Source organism: Pseudomonas sp. SIMBA_067, from assembly GCF_046534675.1.
Lineage (GTDB): Bacteria > Pseudomonadota > Gammaproteobacteria > Pseudomonadales > Pseudomonadaceae > Aquipseudomonas > Aquipseudomonas putida.
Window position 1 is genome coordinate 71,056 of the sequence record NZ_JAWRYH010000003.1, and the last position, 14,527, is coordinate 85,582.

The following is a 14,527-nucleotide window of genomic DNA, read 5'->3' on the forward strand; positions in this document are numbered from 1 at the left end:
GGAAAACTTGATAGCCGTGCTCGCCCCAGGGTTTTCCGGTAGCATTGGGGCTTGAGTTCGACCCGCCTGGAATCCCCAATGTCCGATCGCCTGACCCTCCTGCGCCCCGACGACTGGCACATCCATCTGCGCGATGGTGCCGTCCTGCCCCACACCGTTGGCGACGTGGCGCGCACTTTTGCCCGTGCCATCATCATGCCTAACCTGGTTCCTCCGGTGCGTAATGCCGACGAGGCCGGCGCCTATCGTGAGCGCATCCTGGCCGCCCGCCCTGCCGGCAGCCGCTTCGAGCCGCTGATGGTGCTGTACCTCACCGACCGCACCAGCGCCGACGACATCCGCGAGGCCAAGGCCAGCGGCATCGTGTACGCCGCCAAACTGTACCCGGCCGGCGCTACCACCAACTCCGATTCGGGCGTGACCAGCATCGACAACATCTTCCCGGCCATCGAGGCGCTGGCGGAAGTTGGCATGCCGCTGCTGGTGCATGGCGAAGTGACCCGTAGCGAGATCGACGTCTTCGACCGCGAGAAGCGCTTCATCGACGAGCACATGCGTCGTCTGGTCGAGCGCTTCCCGACGCTGAAAGTGGTGTTCGAACACATCACCACCGGCGATGCCGCGCAGTTCGTTACCGAGGCTTCGGCCAACGTCGGCGCGACCATCACCGCGCAGCACCTGCTGTACAACCGCAACCACATGCTGGTTGGCGGCATTCGCCCGCACTTCTACTGCCTGCCGATCCTCAAGCGCAACACCCACCAGGTGGCGCTGCTGGACGCGGCCACCAGCGGTAACCCGAAGTTCTTCCTGGGCACCGACTCGGCACCGCACGCTCGTCACGCCAAGGAAGCCGCCTGCGGGTGCGCCGGTTGCTACACCGCCTACGCGGCCATCGAAATGTACGCCGAAGCGTTCGAGCAGCGTAACGCGCTGGACAAGCTGGAAGGCTTTGCCAGCCTGCACGGCCCGGCCTTCTACGGCCTGCCGGCGAACACCGACACCATTACCTTGGTGCGTGAAGAATGGACCGCCCCGGACAGCCTGCCATTTGGCGAGCAGACCGTAATCCCGCTGCGCGCCGGTGAAAAACTGCGCTGGCGCCTGCTGGAGGAAAACGCGTGAGCGAAGAACTCTACGAAGACGACATGGACACCCAAGGCAGCAGCGGTTCGCGCCACCCGATGGCCGAGCGCTTCCGCGGCTACCTGCCGGTAGTGGTGGATGTGGAGACAGGTGGTTTCAACAGCGCCACCGATGCCCTGCTGGAAATTGCCGCCGTCACTATCGGCATGGACGAGAAAGGCTTCCTGTTCCCCGAGCACACTTACTTCCACCGGGTAGAGCCGTTCGAGGGCGCCAACATCGAAGCCGCCGCGCTGGAGTTTACCGGCATCAAGCTGGACCACCCGCTGCGCATGGCCGTCAGCGAGGAAAGCGCGCTGACCGACATCTTCCGCGGCGTACGCAAGGCACTCAAGGCCAATGGCTGCAAGCGGGCGATCCTGGTCGGCCACAACAGCAGCTTCGACCTGGGCTTCCTCAATGCGGCGGTGGCGCGCAACGACCTGAAGCGCAACCCGTTCCACCCGTTTTCGAGCTTCGACACCGCTACCCTCGCGGGCCTGGCGTATGGCCAGACCGTGCTGGCGCGTGCCTGCCAGAGCGCGGACATCGACTTCGACGGGCGTGAGGCGCACTCGGCGCGGTACGACACCGAGAAGACGGCCGAGCTGTTCTGCGGCATCGTCAACCGCTGGAAAGAGATGGGCGGCTGGCGCGACTTCAACGATTGAGTTGAGTCCGGGGGCCGCGTTGCGGCCCTTTCGCGGCACAAGGCCGCTCCTCCAGGGTATGCGTACTCCCGCAGGAGCGGCCTTGTGCCGCGAAAGAGCCAGGACAGGCACTGAAAGCCCTGAAGTCCAGGCACAAAAAAACCGGCCACGAAGGCCGGTTTTTTTATGCGAGCGGCAATTACAGCTTGCCAGCGTTCTCGCTCAGGTAGGCTGCGACGCCTTCTGGCGAAGCGTTCATGCCTTTGTCGCCTTTTTTCCAGTTGGCAGGGCAGACTTCGCCGTGCTCTTCGTGGAACTGCAGGGCGTCAACCAGGCGCAGCAGCTCGTCCATGTTACGGCCCAGTGGCAGGTCGTTGATGATCTGCGAGCGGACAACACCGTTGGTGTCGATCAGGAAGGCGCCACGGAAGGCCACGCCGCCTTCGGACTCTACGTCGTAGGCTTTGCAGATTTCGTGAGTCATGTCGGCAGCCAGGGTGTACTTCACCTGACCGATGCCGCCGTTGTTGACCGGGGTGTTACGCCAGGCGTTGTGGGTGAAGTGCGAGTCGATCGACACGCCGATCACTTCGACGTTGCGCGCCTGGAAGTCCGGGATGCGGTTGTCCAGGGCGATCAGCTCGGACGGGCAGACGAAGGTGAAGTCCAGCGGGTAGAAGAACACCAGGCCGTACTTGCCCTTGATGGCCGAAGCCAGGTTGAAGCTGTCGACGATCTCGCCATTGCCCAGCACGGCTGGAACGGTGAAATCGGGGGCTTTCTTACCAACGAGTACGCTCATTGTAATCTCCTGATGAGGGTGAAAAACCGTTTGCCGGGCCAGACGGGCTTGCCCGACATCCAACAAAGGCAGACCATCATACACGGCTTCTGATGACAGGCCGAATCCATCAGGCAGGCAACCACCGGTCGCTCAAGCACAGCCTTTTCAGAAAGCACTTTGACAAGCATTCTCATTAACATTAAGCTCCAATCCATCGACTCAACCCGCGATGGTCAGCCCTTATGTATGTGTGTCTTTGTGTCGGCGTCACCGACGGACAGATCCGCGATGCGATCTATGAAGGATGCTGCAGTTACAAGGAAGTGCGAGCCGCGACCAATGTCGCAAGCCAGTGTGGCAAATGCGCCTGCCTGGCCAAGGAAGTGGTCCGTGAGACCCTGACCGAGCTTCAGGTCAGCCAGGCAGCCCTGCCCTATCCCGTGGAATTTACCGCGGCCTGAAACCCCAGAATTCAATGAACCGGACCCTGTGTCCGGTTTTTTTATGCCTTGAATTCAATAAGTTAGCGCTCCAACGCGGTTCACAAACATTCTTATTCCTATTAATTTTCACTTATTATTCAACAACTTAGGTTTGACACTACTAAGTATCGGGCTCAAACTTCACTGTATTGGCACACTTCTACAGGGCAGGAACCCGTAATGAAAGGCGACGTAAGCGTCATCCAGCATCTCAACAAGATCCTCGGAAACGAGCTGGTCGCGATCAACCAGTACTTCCTGCACGCACGCATGTACGAAGATTGGGGCCTGAACAAGCTCGGCAAGCACGAGTACAAGGAATCCATCGACGAGATGAAGCACGCTGACAAACTGATCAAGCGTATTCTCTTCCTCGAAGGCATCCCTAACGTTCAGGACCTGGGCAAGCTGCTGATCGGCGAGCACACCAAGGAAATGCTCGAGTGCGACCTGAAGCTTGAAAAGAAAGGCCTGGCCGACCTGAAGGCAGCCATCGCCCATTGCGAAACCGCTGGCGACTTCGGCTCGCGTGACATGCTTGAAGAGATCCTCGAATCCGAGGAAGAGCACATCGACTGGCTGGAAACCCAACTGGGGCTGATCGACAAGATCACTATCGAAAACTACCTGCAGTCGCAGATGGGCGAAGAATAATTATTCGCCGCATAAAAAAACCCGCTATCAGCGGGTTTTTTTATGCTTGCCGGAAGCTCAGGCTTCGGAAGCCTTGGCTTTGGCAGCAGCGTCCTTGATCAGGGTTTGCAACTCACCCTTCTCGAACATTTCCAGCATGATGTCGCTACCGCCAACCAGCTCACCGGCTACCCACAGCTGCGGGAAGGTCGGCCAGTTGGCATATTTTGGCAGGTTGGCACGGATTTCCGGGTTCTGCAGGATGTCGACGTAGGCGAACTTCTCGCCACAACCCATCACTGCTTGCGATGCCTTGGCCGAGAACCCGCATTGCGGGGCATTCGGCGAGCCTTTCATGTAAAGCAGAATGGTGTTGTTGGCAATCTGCTCTTTGATCGTTTCGATGATATCCATGTAGCACCTCGGCTTAACTTTGCGACGCTGTTGTCGGCACGGTGGCGCATTGTAACGGAAAGCCGAGCAGCGTGCTCGGCCTTGCTGTTCCTTACGCGGCCTCCACCTGCACGGGTACGCCATTGAGCGCAGCGTTGCCGGAAACCTGGTCCCGCAAGCGCTCGTCGGTCAGGTCATTGGCGCTCACCCCGGGCTGCGCCTGGGCGATCTGCATGTGCACGCCCTGACGACCGTGACCGAAGCCATGGGGCAGGCTGACCACACCGGGCATCATGTCCTCGCAGGCTTGCACCTCGACTTCGAGATCACCCGTGCGGGAGCGGATACGCACCCGCTGGCCGTCCTGCAACTGTCGCTGTTGCAGGTCTTGCGGGTGCATCAACAGATGATGGCGAGGCTTGCCTTTCACCAGGCGGTGGAAATTGTGCATCCATGAGTTGTTGCTGCGCACATGGCGGCGGCCGATCAGCAGCAGCTCACCCGGTACGGGCGGTGCCAGTTGCGTCAGGCGGTGAAGGTCGTCCAGCAACACCTGGTGTGCCGCTTCGACAGCCTTGCTGGTAGTCGCCAGGCGCGCAGCGAGGTTGCTGCGTAATGGCCCGAGGTCAAGCCCGTGTGGGTGCTCATCCAGCGTTGCCAGTGACAGCCGCCAAGGCGTTGCTTCACCATAGCGCCCCTTGCGCAAGGCCAGATCGATCATCTGCGCAGGTGCCCAGGTCGGTTTCAACTCAAGCTCGGTACGCCTGGCAAACGCCTGGGCGAGGCCGACGAAAATTTCCCAGTCGTGCAGCGCGCCGTCAGGCTTGGCCAGGATCGCCCGGTTGAAGCGGGTGACGTTGCGCACGGCCAGCAAGTTGAAGGTGCTGTCGTAGTGGTCGTTTTCCAGCGAGGAGGTGGAAGGCAGGATCAGGTCGGCATGCCGAGTGGTTTCGTTGATGTAGAGGTCGATGCTGAGCATGAATTCCAGGCCTTCCAGGGCCGCATCCAGCTGGCGACCGTTAGGCGTGGACAGCACCGGGTTGCCGGCCACTGTCACCAAGGCGCGTACTTGCCCTTCGCCAGGTGTCAGCATCTCTTCGGCCAGGGCCGCCACTGGCAGCTCGCCACCGTACTCGGGCAAACCCGACACCCGGCTCTGCCAGGCGTTGAAATGGCCGCCCGAGGTTGTGGCCACCAAGTCGACGGCGGGCTCGGTACACAAAGCGCCGCCTTCACGGTCGAGGTTGCCGGTCACCAGGTTGATCAGTTGCACCAGCCAGTGGCAGAGGGTGCCGAAGGTTTGGGTGGAAACGCCCATGCGGCCATAGCACACGGCCTTTTCTGCCGCAGCGAAGTCCCGTGCCAGCTGGCGGATCTGCGTAGCGGCAATGCCGCAATGCGGGCTCATGGCTTCGGCGCTGAGGGGGGCAAGGGCCTCACGCACCTGCTGCAGGCCGTTGATGGGTAAGTGCGAACCTTGCGCCAGGCCCTCCTCGAACAGGGTGTTGAGCATGCCGCACAACAAGGCTGCATCCCCACCCGGACGGATAAACAGGTGGGTATCGGCCATGGCCGCCGTTTCGCTGCGCCGAGGGTCCACCACCACCAGGCGCCCGCCCCGGCCAAGCAGGGCCTTGAGGCGCTTTTCCACATCGGGCACGGTCATGATGCTGCCGTTGGAGGCCAGCGGGTTGCCGCCAAGAATCAGCATGAAGTCGGCGTGGTCGATATCCGGAATCGGCAGCAGCAGGCCATGGCCGTACATCAGGTGGCTGACCAGGTGTTGTGGCAGCTGGTCCACCGAGGTGGCCGAGAAACGGTTGCGTGTCTTGAGCAAGCCGAGGAAGTAGTTGCTGTGGGTCATCAAACCGTAGTTGTGCACGCTTGGGTTGCCCTGGTAGACCGCCACGGCATTGCGCCCGTGGGCCTGCTGGACCGCCCACAACTTATCCGCGGCCAGAGCAAAGGCCTCGTCCCAGCCGATGGCCTGCCAACGCTCCCCTACCCGCTTGTGGGGCTGGCGCAGGCGGTCAGGGTCGTTCTGGATGTCCTGCAAGGCCACGGCCTTGGGGCAGACGTGGCCACGGCTGAACGGGTCCTGGGGGTCGCCTTTGATCGAGCTGATTAGCGCCCGCCCGTCGTCTTCATGGCTGACTTCGATGTTCAGCCCGCAGATTGCTTCGCACAGGTGACAGGCACGGTGATGCAGGGTCTTGGTCATGGCCGCCTCTGCCTTGTTGTTGTCGAACACTGACTATGCGCCCGCCCCCTGCCCCCGGCCAGCGCCCTTCGCCTCGTGAATCCACCGACATCAGGCACACGATTTGCGACAGCCATTTGCCAAATTGCCAGCAAGCCCTGTACAACCTCGTGTAGCAAATAAAAAACAGCACAGGCCGACGGGTGAAGACACCCTTTGCAACACCCTTTGCAATCAGGCCGCTGTTCCCCCTTGGCTTCAGGCGACATTTACTTATAGTATTGCGCCTTTCCCTATTTTCGTCCGCCCCGTGCGGCTTACGCCGCAGGTCAATCCCGTTGTCAAAAAAAACCATACGGTCGACCTGCATACCGTTGCAGATAAGGTAGTCAATCATGAGCGCTAGGCACTTTCTCTCCCTGCTGGACTTCACCACCGACGAATTGCTCGGGGTGATCCGCCGCGGCATCGAGCTGAAGGACCTGCGCAAACGAGGCGTGCTGTTCGAGCCTCTGAAGAACCGCGTGCTGGGCATGATCTTCGAGAAATCCTCGACCCGTACCCGCGTGTCGTTCGAGGCTGGCATGATCCAGCTGGGCGGCCAGGCCATCTTCCTGTCGCCACGCGACACCCAGCTGGGCCGTGGCGAGCCGATCGGTGACAGCGCCATCGTGCTGTCGAGCATGGTCGATGTGGTAATGATTCGTACCCACGCCCACAGCACGCTGACCGAATTCGCCGCCAAATCGCGCGTGCCGGTGATCAACGGCCTGTCCGACGAGTCGCACCCGTGCCAACTGCTGGCTGACATGCAGACCTTCCTCGAGCACCGCGGCTCGATCCAGGGCAAGACCGTGACCTGGATCGGCGACGGTTTCAACATGTGCAACTCCTATATCGAGGCCGCCAGGCAGTTCGATTTCCAGCTGCGCATCGCCTGCCCCGAAGGCTACGAGCCGGATCAGCGCTTCATGGCGCTGGGCGGTGACCGCGTGCAGATCATCCGCGATGCCAAGGAAGCCGTGCGTGATGCACACCTGGTGGTCACCGATGTCTGGACTTCCATGGGTCAGGAGGAGGAAACTGCACGGCGCCTGGCGCATTTCGCGCCTTACCAGGTCACCCGCGAACTGCTCGACCTGGCGGCACCCGATGTCCTCTTCATGCACTGCCTGCCCGCCCACCGTGGCGAGGAAATCAGCCAGGACCTGCTCGACGACCCACGTTCGGTCGCCTGGGACGAGGCTGAAAACCGCCTGCATGCACAGAAGGCGCTTCTCGAATTCCTTGTAGAACCGGCTTACCACCACGCATGAGTCAACCCCTACTGCTCAACCTGCGCAACCTCGCCTGCGGCTACGGCGACCAGCGCATCGTCCAGAACCTCAATCTGCACCTGAACGCAGGCGACATCGGTTGCCTGCTGGGTTCATCCGGTTGCGGGAAAACCACCACGCTGCGCGCCATTGCCGGTTTCGAACCGGTACACGAAGGCGAGATCCAGCTGGCCGGCGAGGTCATCTCCCGCGCCGGCTTCACCCTGGCCCCGGAAAAGCGCCGCATCGGCATGGTGTTCCAGGACTATGCGCTGTTCCCGCACCTGACCGTGGCGCAGAACATTGCCTTTGGCATCGCCAAGCACCCACGCCAGGCCGCCGTCATCGAAGAGATGCTCGAACTGGTCAAGCTTGGCGGTTTGGGCGGGCGTTACCCGCACGAATTGTCTGGCGGCCAGCAGCAACGGGTCGCCCTGGCCCGTGCGCTGGCGCCGGAGCCGCAGTTGCTGCTGCTCGACGAGCCATTCTCCAACCTTGACGTGGAGTTGCGCCGGCGCCTGAGCCATGAGGTTCGCGATATTCTCAAGAGCCGTGGCACCAGCGCCATCCTGGTTACCCATGACCAGGAAGAAGCCTTTGCCGTCAGCGATCAGGTCGGTGTGTTCAAGGAAGGCCGCCTGGAGCAGTGGGACACGCCCTACAACCTTTACCACGAACCACAGACGCCGTTCGTGGCCAGCTTCATTGGCCAGGGGTACTTCATCCGTGGGCAGATGAGCAGCCACGAGGCCGTCAATACCGAGCTGGGTGAACTGCGCGGCAACCGTGCCTACATCATGGCACCGGGCAGTTCGGTGGACGTGCTGCTGCGGCCCGACGATATCGTGTATGCACCGGGCAGCGCGCTACAGGCGAACATCGTTGGCAAGAGCTTCCTGGGGGCATCGACCCTGTACCGCCTGCAACTGCCGACTGGCAGCCAGCTGGAAGCGATCTTCCCTAGCCATAACGACCTTCAGGTCGGTGAAGATGTGGGGATTGCGGTGAAAGCCGATCACCTGGTGCTGTTCCCGGTGCCGGGTAGCGTTGCGGCGCAGTTGCCGCGGCAGGAGAATGGCGTGCGTCGGTACAGTTCCGCGACCTGATTGCTGATCCGTGGGGCCGCTTTGCGGCCCTTCGCGGGCTTGCCCGGCTCAGCCTCTGCCGATTCCGGCAAACTTGCCCTGGGTATGCTCGGCCAGCACCGCCGCCGCCAACTCCACTTCCAGCCCACGCCGTCCAGCGCTGACATGGATGGTTGCAAAATTCTGCGCTGATTCATCAATGAAGGTTCGCAAGCGCTTCTTCTGCCCCAAAGGGCTGATCCCCCCCACCAGATAACCCGTAGCCCGCTGCGCCGCCGCCGGGTCTGCCATTTCGCATTTCTTTACCCCGGCAGCATGGGCCAGGGCCTTGAGGTCCAGGGTGCCCACCACCGGCACCACCGCCACCAGCAACTCCCCTTTCTCGCTGCTCGCCAGCAAGGTCTTGAACACCTGCTGCGGGTCGAGCCCGAGCTTTTCCGCCGCCTCCAGACCGTAGGACGCCGACTTGGGGTCATGCTCATAACTGTGCACACGGTGCTCGGCGCGATGCTTCTTCAACAGGTCTAAGGCGGGGGTCATGCAAGGGCTCCGGTCTGGGACGGCTCGGCGGCTACTTTAGGACAATTCCCACAGCGCAGCCAGCACACCGCAATGGCGCACCTCTAGTACGCGGATTCGCAGCCAATTTTAGCGACCATTTCGTGACTGGTCGTTCACTTTCGACCTTTGACATCAGCGTTTCTTGTCTATATTTTTTCGCTTCTGAACAAATGGCGCACTTTTAAGGTGCGTTTCCTGTATTTGCCCGGGGTCAATGGGGATCGACACCGGGCTTTGCTGTCGAGCGCCACGCGCCTCACAACAAAAAAAACGAGGTCATACATGACGACTGCTCTACGCCAACCCACGCTGTCCAGCCAATGTCTGGCCGAGTTTCTCGGCACAGCCCTGCTCATTTTCTTCGGCACCGGCTGTGTTGCCGCGCTCAAGGTCGCCGGCGCCAGCTTCGGCCTGTGGGAAATCAGCATCATCTGGGGCGTCGGCGTGAGCATGGCGATCTACCTCACTGCCGGCATTTCCGGCGCGCACCTGAACCCGGCAGTGAGCATCGCCCTCACCCTGTTCGCCGGTTTCGACAAGCGCAAGCTGCCCTTCTACATGCTGGCCCAGGTATGCGGCGCGTTCTGCGGCGCGGCGCTGGTCTACACCCTGTACAGCAACCTGTTCTTCGATTTCGAACAGGCCCACGCCATGTTGCGCGGTAGCGAAGCCAGCCTGGAGCTGGCCTCGGTGTTCTCCACCTACCCACATCCCTCGCTGTCCACCGGCCAGGCGTTCCTGGTTGAAGTCGTCATCACGGCTATCCTGATGGCCGTGATCATGGCCCTGACCGACGACAACAACGGCCTGCCGCGCGGCGCCATGGCCCCGCTGCTGATCGGCCTGCTGATCGCGGTGATTGGCAGCGCCATGGGCCCGCTGACCGGCTTTGCCATGAACCCTGCTCGCGATTTCGGGCCAAAACTCATGACTTTCCTGGCCGGTTGGGGCGAAATCGCCTTCACTGGCGGACGGGACATACCGTATTTCCTGGTTCCGGTGTTTGCACCGATCCTTGGCGCTTGCCTGGGTGCCGCGACCTATCGCGGCCTGATTGCCCGCAACCTGCCAATGGCAGCTGCCGCGAACCCTGAGACAAATGACAATCGCCAGGGCGATACTCAAGCCAATTGATGCCGGCTACATGCCCAGCCCTGACCTCCTATTCTCGCAAGGCCTACGACCATGACAGACACCCAGGACAAGAACTACATCATCGCCCTGGACCAGGGCACCACCAGTTCGCGTGCCATCATTTTCGACCGCGACGCCAATGTGGTGGGCACCTCCCAGCGCGAGTTCGCCCAGCACTATCCGCAGGCGGGCTGGGTCGAGCACGACCCGATGGAAATCTTCGCCACGCAGAGCGCGACCATGGTCGAGGCCTTGGCACAGGCAGGCATCAGCCATGCCCAGGTAGCCGCAATCGGCATCACCAACCAACGCGAAACCACTGTGGTGTGGGACAAGGAAACCGGCCGCCCGGTTTACAATGCCATCGTCTGGCAGTGCCGCCGCAGCACCGAGATCTGCGCCCAGCTCAAGCGCGACGGCCATGAAGACTACATTCGCGACACCACCGGCCTGGTCACCGACCCGTACTTCTCCGGCACCAAGCTGAAGTGGATCCTCGACAACGTCGAGGGCGTCCGCGAACGCGCCGAACGTGGCGAACTGTTGTTCGGCACCATCGATACCTGGCTGATCTGGAAGTTCTCGGGCGGCAAGGTGCACGTCACCGACTACACCAATGCCTCGCGCACGCTGATGTTCAACATCCATAGCCTGGAGTGGGACGACAAGCTGCTGGAAATCCTCGGCATCCCGCGGCAGATGCTGCCCGAGGTTCGCTCTTCTTCAGAAGTGTACGGCCAGACAAAAAGCGGCATTGCCATTGCTGGCATCGCAGGTGACCAACAGTCGGCACTGTTCGGCCAGATGTGCGTAGAACCCGGCCAGGCCAAGAACACCTACGGCACCGGCTGCTTCCTGCTGATGAACACCGGCGAGCAGGCAGTAAAATCGTCCCATGGCCTGCTCACCACCATCGCCTGCGGCCCCCGTGGCGAGGTGGCCTATGCACTGGAAGGCGCGGTGTTCAACGGTGGCTCCACCGTTCAATGGCTGCGTGACGAGCTGAAGATCGTCAACGACGCCCTGGATACCGAATACTTCGCCAGCAAGGTCAAGGACAGCAACGGCGTCTATCTGGTGCCGGCATTCACCGGCCTGGGTGCCCCGTACTGGGACCCGTACGCCCGTGGCGCGCTGTTCGGCCTGACCCGTGGCGTGAAGGTGGACCACATCATCCGCGCCGCGCTGGAGTCGATCGCCTACCAGACCCGCGACGTGCTCGATGCCATGCAGCAGGACTGCGGCCAGCGCCTGTCCGAATTGCGTGTGGACGGTGGTGCAGTGGCCAACAACTTCCTCATGCAGTTCCAGGCCGACATCCTCGGCACGTGCGTGGAGCGCCCGCAAATGCGCGAAACCACAGCCCTGGGCGCCGCCTACCTGGCCGGCCTGGCTTGCGGCTTCTGGAGCGGCCTGGACGAACTGCGCGACAAGGCAATCATCGAGCGCGAGTTCAGCCCGCAGCTGGATGAAACGCAGAAAGAGAAGCTGTATGCCGGCTGGAAGAAAGCCGTCGAACGTACCCGTGACTGGGAAGAGCACGAGGCGTAAAACACATTGGGGCCGCCACGCGGCCCCAATCGTCCACTGGCCGTCATCCCCTTCCTACGGCATCATTGCAGAATTTGTCCGGCTGCCCCAAAGGACCGCCCATGAATCTGCCCCCCCGCCAACAACAAATCCTCGAACTGGTGCGCGAGCGCGGTTACGTCAGTATCGAAGAAATGGCGCAGCTGTTCGTCGTGACGCCGCAGACCATCCGTCGAGATATCAACCAGCTTGCCGAGCTCAACCTGCTTCGCCGCTACCACGGTGGCGCGGCCTATGACTCGAGTATCGAGAATACGGCCTACGCCATGCGTGCCGACCAGATGCGCGATGAAAAGCAGCGTATCGCTGACGCCGTGGCCCGGCAGATTCCCGACCATGCCTCGGTGTTCATCAACATCGGCACCACTACCGAATCCATCGCCCGCGCACTGCTCAACCACAACCACCTGAAGGTCATCACCAACAACTTGCACGTGGCGGCGATCCTGGCTGCCAAGGACGATTTCGAAGTGCTGGTGGCCGGTGGCACGGTGCGCCGGGATGGTGGAGTGGTGGGCCAGGCCAGTGTCGACTTCATCAACCAGTTCAAGGTCGATTTCGCCCTGGTGGGTATCAGCGGCATCGACGAGGACGGCAGCCTGCTCGACTTCGACTACCAGGAAGTACGGGTATCCCAGGCGATCATCGCCAATGCCCGGCAGGTGATCCTTGCCGCCGACTCCAGCAAGTTCGGGCGCAACGCCATGGTGCGCCTGGGCTCGATCAGCCTGGTCGACTGCCTGGTGACCGATCAGGCGCCTACCCCCACCCTCACTCAGTTGCTGAACCACTACAAGATCCGCCTCGACGTGGTTTAGAGGGTGGCGGGTGCTTGCCGCAACCGGTGTGGCATACAGACCGCCCAGCCGAAATTTTCGAAAATGTTCACTTTATTGTCATCTGATCAGTTTTTTCTATAAAGACTGGCTGGCTACGGGCGTTCTGTTGCGCTAGTATTTTCGCAAACGAACATTAATGTTCACTTTCGATGTGAACAGCTCCCAGGAGGCCTTGCCCGTGTCCCAGCCCGTTTCGTCACAGCCACCACTTGCCGACTGCTATGACCTCGCCGTGATCGGCGGTGGCATCAATGGCGTGGGCATCGCTGCCGACGCCGCCGGGCGGGGTCTGAAAGTATTCCTTTGCGAAAAGGACGACCTGGCCCAGCACACGTCATCAGCCAGCAGCAAGCTGATTCACGGTGGCCTGCGCTACCTTGAACACTACGAATTCCGTCTGGTACGCGAAGCCTTGGCCGAACGCGAAGTGCTGCTAGCCAAGGCGCCGCATATCGTCAAACCGATGCGTTTCGTGCTGCCGCACCGCCCACACCTGCGCCCGGCGTGGATGATCCGCGCCGGCCTGTTCCTGTATGACCATCTGGGCAAACGCAAGCGCCTGGGTGCCTCGCGCAGCCTGCGCTTTGGCCCGGGTTACCCGCTAAAGCCAGCGATCACGCGCGGTTTCGAATACGCCGACTGCGCGGTAGACGACGCGCGGCTGGTGGTGCTCAATGCCATGGCCGCCCGTGAGCACGGCGCGCACATCCACACCCGCACCCGCTGCCTGCGCGCAGAGCGCGTGGACGGCCTGTGGCAGGTCGAGTTGCAGCATGCCGATGGCAGCCTGCAGAGCATTCGCGCCCGCGCACTGGTCAACGCCGCTGGCCCGTGGGTCGCCAGCTTCATCAAGGACGACCTCAAGCTGGATGCGCCGTACGGCATCCGCCTGATCCAGGGCAGCCACCTCATCGTGCCGCGCCTGTACGAAGGGGAACATGCCTTCATCCTGCAGAACGAAGACCAGCGCATCGTCTTCTGCATCCCTTACCTGGACCGCTTCACCCTGATAGGCACCACTGACCGCGAGTACAGCGGCGACCCTGCCAAGGTAGCGATCACTGAGCAGGAAACCGACTACCTGCTGAAGGTCGTCAACGAGCACTTCAACCATCAACTGAGCCAAGCCGACATCCTGCATACCTACTCCGGGGTGCGGCCGTTGTGCAACGATGAGTCGGACAACCCTTCGGCAGTGACCCGCGACTACACCCTCGCCCTCTCCGCACAAACAGGCCAGGCGCCGCTCCTGTCAGTGTTCGGCGGCAAGCTCACCACCTACCGCAAGCTGGCCGAATCGGCCATGGCTGAACTGAAGCCCTTCTTTACCCAGATGCGCGGCAGCTGGACTGCCGACGCGCCACTGCCAGGCGCCGAGGGGATGACCACGGTGCCGGCGCTGATCGATGCCGTACTGGCACGTTGTGGCTGGCTGCCTGCCGACATCGCCAAACGCTGGGTGCTCACCTACGGCAGCCGGGTGTGGCGGCTGCTCGATGGCATTGATGGGCCCGAGGGGTTGGGACAGGCTATCGGGGCCGGGCTGTTCACCCGCGAGGTAGATTACCTGCTGAAGGAAGAATGGGCCGTGCAAGCCGCTGATATCCTCTGGCGTCGTACCAAGCTGGGCCTGTCGCTGACCGCGCAGGAGCAGATGGCTCTGGAGGCGTACTTGCAGCAAGCCCGCAAGCTGCGCGCCAATAGCCGCGCAGCCTGACAGTGACCATGAAGCCCT

14 protein-coding genes are annotated in these 14,527 nt (G+C 61.7%); 10 read left to right on the forward strand and 4 right to left on the reverse strand.

Annotation, left to right across the window (positions count from 1 at the left end):
- Positions 1-78: 78 nt before the first annotated feature.
- Entirely contained in the window at positions 79-1,125 is a 1,047-nt protein-coding gene (gene pyrC, locus SB765_RS08790) for a dihydroorotase (protein ID WP_341796623.1), read from the forward strand.
- A gap of 23 nt (positions 1,126-1,148) precedes the next feature.
- The gene (rnt, locus tag SB765_RS08795) at positions 1,149-1,796 is read left to right on the forward strand and encodes a ribonuclease T (RefSeq protein ID WP_217435874.1); all 648 of its coding nucleotides are present in this window, start codon (positions 1,149-1,151) and stop codon (positions 1,794-1,796) included.
- A 178-nt stretch (positions 1,797-1,974) separates the two neighbouring features.
- Here the strand turns inward: rnt and SB765_RS08800 are convergent, their stop codons facing one another.
- A complete protein-coding gene (locus tag SB765_RS08800) occupies positions 1,975-2,577 on the reverse strand; it encodes a peroxiredoxin (RefSeq protein WP_012273884.1) in 603 nt (200 codons plus the stop codon).
- Between the two features lie 224 nt (positions 2,578-2,801).
- On the opposite strand from SB765_RS08800, the gene SB765_RS08805 reads away from it, so the two are divergent.
- Together SB765_RS08805 and bfr are read left to right on the forward strand one after the other, a co-directional pair.
- Positions 2,802-3,020 (forward strand): bacterioferritin-associated ferredoxin, encoded by a 219-nt coding sequence (locus tag SB765_RS08805; protein ID WP_016488781.1) that lies wholly within the window; start codon positions 2,802-2,804, stop codon positions 3,018-3,020.
- A 201-nt stretch (positions 3,021-3,221) separates the two neighbouring features.
- Entirely contained in the window at positions 3,222-3,695 is a 474-nt protein-coding gene (gene bfr, locus SB765_RS08810) for a bacterioferritin (protein WP_016498212.1), read from the forward strand.
- 57 nt (positions 3,696-3,752) lie between these two features.
- On the opposite strand, the gene grxD is transcribed toward bfr, so the two are convergent.
- Both grxD and SB765_RS08820 read right to left on the reverse strand, forming a co-directional pair.
- On the reverse strand, positions 3,753-4,088 hold the full coding sequence (gene grxD, locus SB765_RS08815; protein WP_016498211.1) for a Grx4 family monothiol glutaredoxin: 336 nt from the start codon (positions 4,086-4,088) through the stop codon (positions 3,753-3,755).
- A 91-nt stretch (positions 4,089-4,179) separates the two neighbouring features.
- Positions 4,180-6,288 (reverse strand): molybdopterin-dependent oxidoreductase, encoded by a 2,109-nt coding sequence (locus tag SB765_RS08820; protein WP_410931288.1) that lies wholly within the window; start codon positions 6,286-6,288, stop codon positions 4,180-4,182.
- 374 nt (positions 6,289-6,662) lie between these two features.
- Between SB765_RS08820 and argF the strand changes: the two genes are divergently transcribed.
- On the forward strand, positions 6,663-7,583 hold the full coding sequence (gene argF / locus SB765_RS08825; protein ID WP_016498209.1) for an ornithine carbamoyltransferase: 921 nt from the start codon (positions 6,663-6,665) through the stop codon (positions 7,581-7,583).
- Positions 7,580-8,689, forward strand: coding sequence for an ABC transporter ATP-binding protein (locus SB765_RS08830; RefSeq protein ID WP_016498208.1), 1,110 nt, complete (start codon positions 7,580-7,582; stop codon positions 8,687-8,689). Before argF ends, SB765_RS08830 begins: the two co-directional genes overlap by 4 nt.
- Before the next feature lie 48 nt (positions 8,690-8,737).
- Here the strand turns inward: SB765_RS08830 and ybaK are convergent, their stop codons facing one another.
- A complete protein-coding gene (gene ybaK / locus SB765_RS08835) occupies positions 8,738-9,208 on the reverse strand; it encodes a Cys-tRNA(Pro) deacylase (protein WP_012273891.1) in 471 nt (156 codons plus the stop codon).
- Positions 9,209-9,511: 303 nt separating this feature from the next.
- Here ybaK and SB765_RS08840 point away from each other — a divergent pair, with 303 nt between their 5' ends.
- The 4 genes from SB765_RS08840 (at position 9,512) to glpD (ending at position 14,509) form a co-directional block, all read left to right on the forward strand.
- Positions 9,512-10,363: an MIP/aquaporin family protein gene (locus SB765_RS08840; protein WP_016498207.1), complete on the forward strand. Its 852-nt coding sequence runs from the start codon at positions 9,512-9,514 to the stop codon at positions 10,361-10,363.
- A 51-nt stretch (positions 10,364-10,414) separates the two neighbouring features.
- Entirely contained in the window at positions 10,415-11,914 is a 1,500-nt protein-coding gene (glpK, locus tag SB765_RS08845; protein WP_341796625.1) for a glycerol kinase GlpK, read from the forward strand.
- A gap of 101 nt (positions 11,915-12,015) precedes the next feature.
- A complete protein-coding gene (gene glpR / locus SB765_RS08850) occupies positions 12,016-12,771 on the forward strand; it encodes a DNA-binding transcriptional repressor GlpR (RefSeq protein ID WP_410931208.1) in 756 nt (251 codons plus the stop codon).
- A gap of 199 nt (positions 12,772-12,970) precedes the next feature.
- A complete protein-coding gene (glpD, locus tag SB765_RS08855; RefSeq protein ID WP_410910949.1) occupies positions 12,971-14,509 on the forward strand; it encodes a glycerol-3-phosphate dehydrogenase in 1,539 nt (512 codons plus the stop codon).
- Positions 14,510-14,527 lie beyond the last annotated feature (18 nt).

Coding starts and splice junctions, on each gene's coding strand:
- pyrC (WP_341796623.1), top strand. CDS start 79: ATGTCCGATCGCCTGACCCTCCTGCGCCCCGACGACTGGCACATCCAT.
- rnt (WP_217435874.1), top strand. CDS start 1,149: ATGGACACCCAAGGCAGCAGCGGTTCGCGCCACCCGATGGCCGAGCGC.
- SB765_RS08800 (WP_012273884.1), bottom strand. CDS start 2,577: ATGAGCGTACTCGTTGGTAAGAAAGCCCCCGATTTCACCGTTCCAGCC.
- SB765_RS08805 (WP_016488781.1), top strand. CDS start 2,802: ATGTATGTGTGTCTTTGTGTCGGCGTCACCGACGGACAGATCCGCGAT.
- bfr (WP_016498212.1), top strand. CDS start 3,222: ATGAAAGGCGACGTAAGCGTCATCCAGCATCTCAACAAGATCCTCGGA.
- grxD (WP_016498211.1), bottom strand. CDS start 4,088: ATGGATATCATCGAAACGATCAAAGAGCAGATTGCCAACAACACCATT.
- SB765_RS08820 (WP_410931288.1), bottom strand. CDS start 6,288: ATGACCAAGACCCTGCATCACCGTGCCTGTCACCTGTGCGAAGCAATC.
- argF (WP_016498209.1), top strand. CDS start 6,663: ATGAGCGCTAGGCACTTTCTCTCCCTGCTGGACTTCACCACCGACGAA.
- SB765_RS08830 (WP_016498208.1), top strand. CDS start 7,580: ATGAGTCAACCCCTACTGCTCAACCTGCGCAACCTCGCCTGCGGCTAC.
- ybaK (WP_012273891.1), bottom strand. CDS start 9,208: ATGACCCCCGCCTTAGACCTGTTGAAGAAGCATCGCGCCGAGCACCGT.
- SB765_RS08840 (WP_016498207.1), top strand. CDS start 9,512: ATGACGACTGCTCTACGCCAACCCACGCTGTCCAGCCAATGTCTGGCC.
- glpK (WP_341796625.1), top strand. CDS start 10,415: ATGACAGACACCCAGGACAAGAACTACATCATCGCCCTGGACCAGGGC.
- glpR (WP_410931208.1), top strand. CDS start 12,016: ATGAATCTGCCCCCCCGCCAACAACAAATCCTCGAACTGGTGCGCGAG.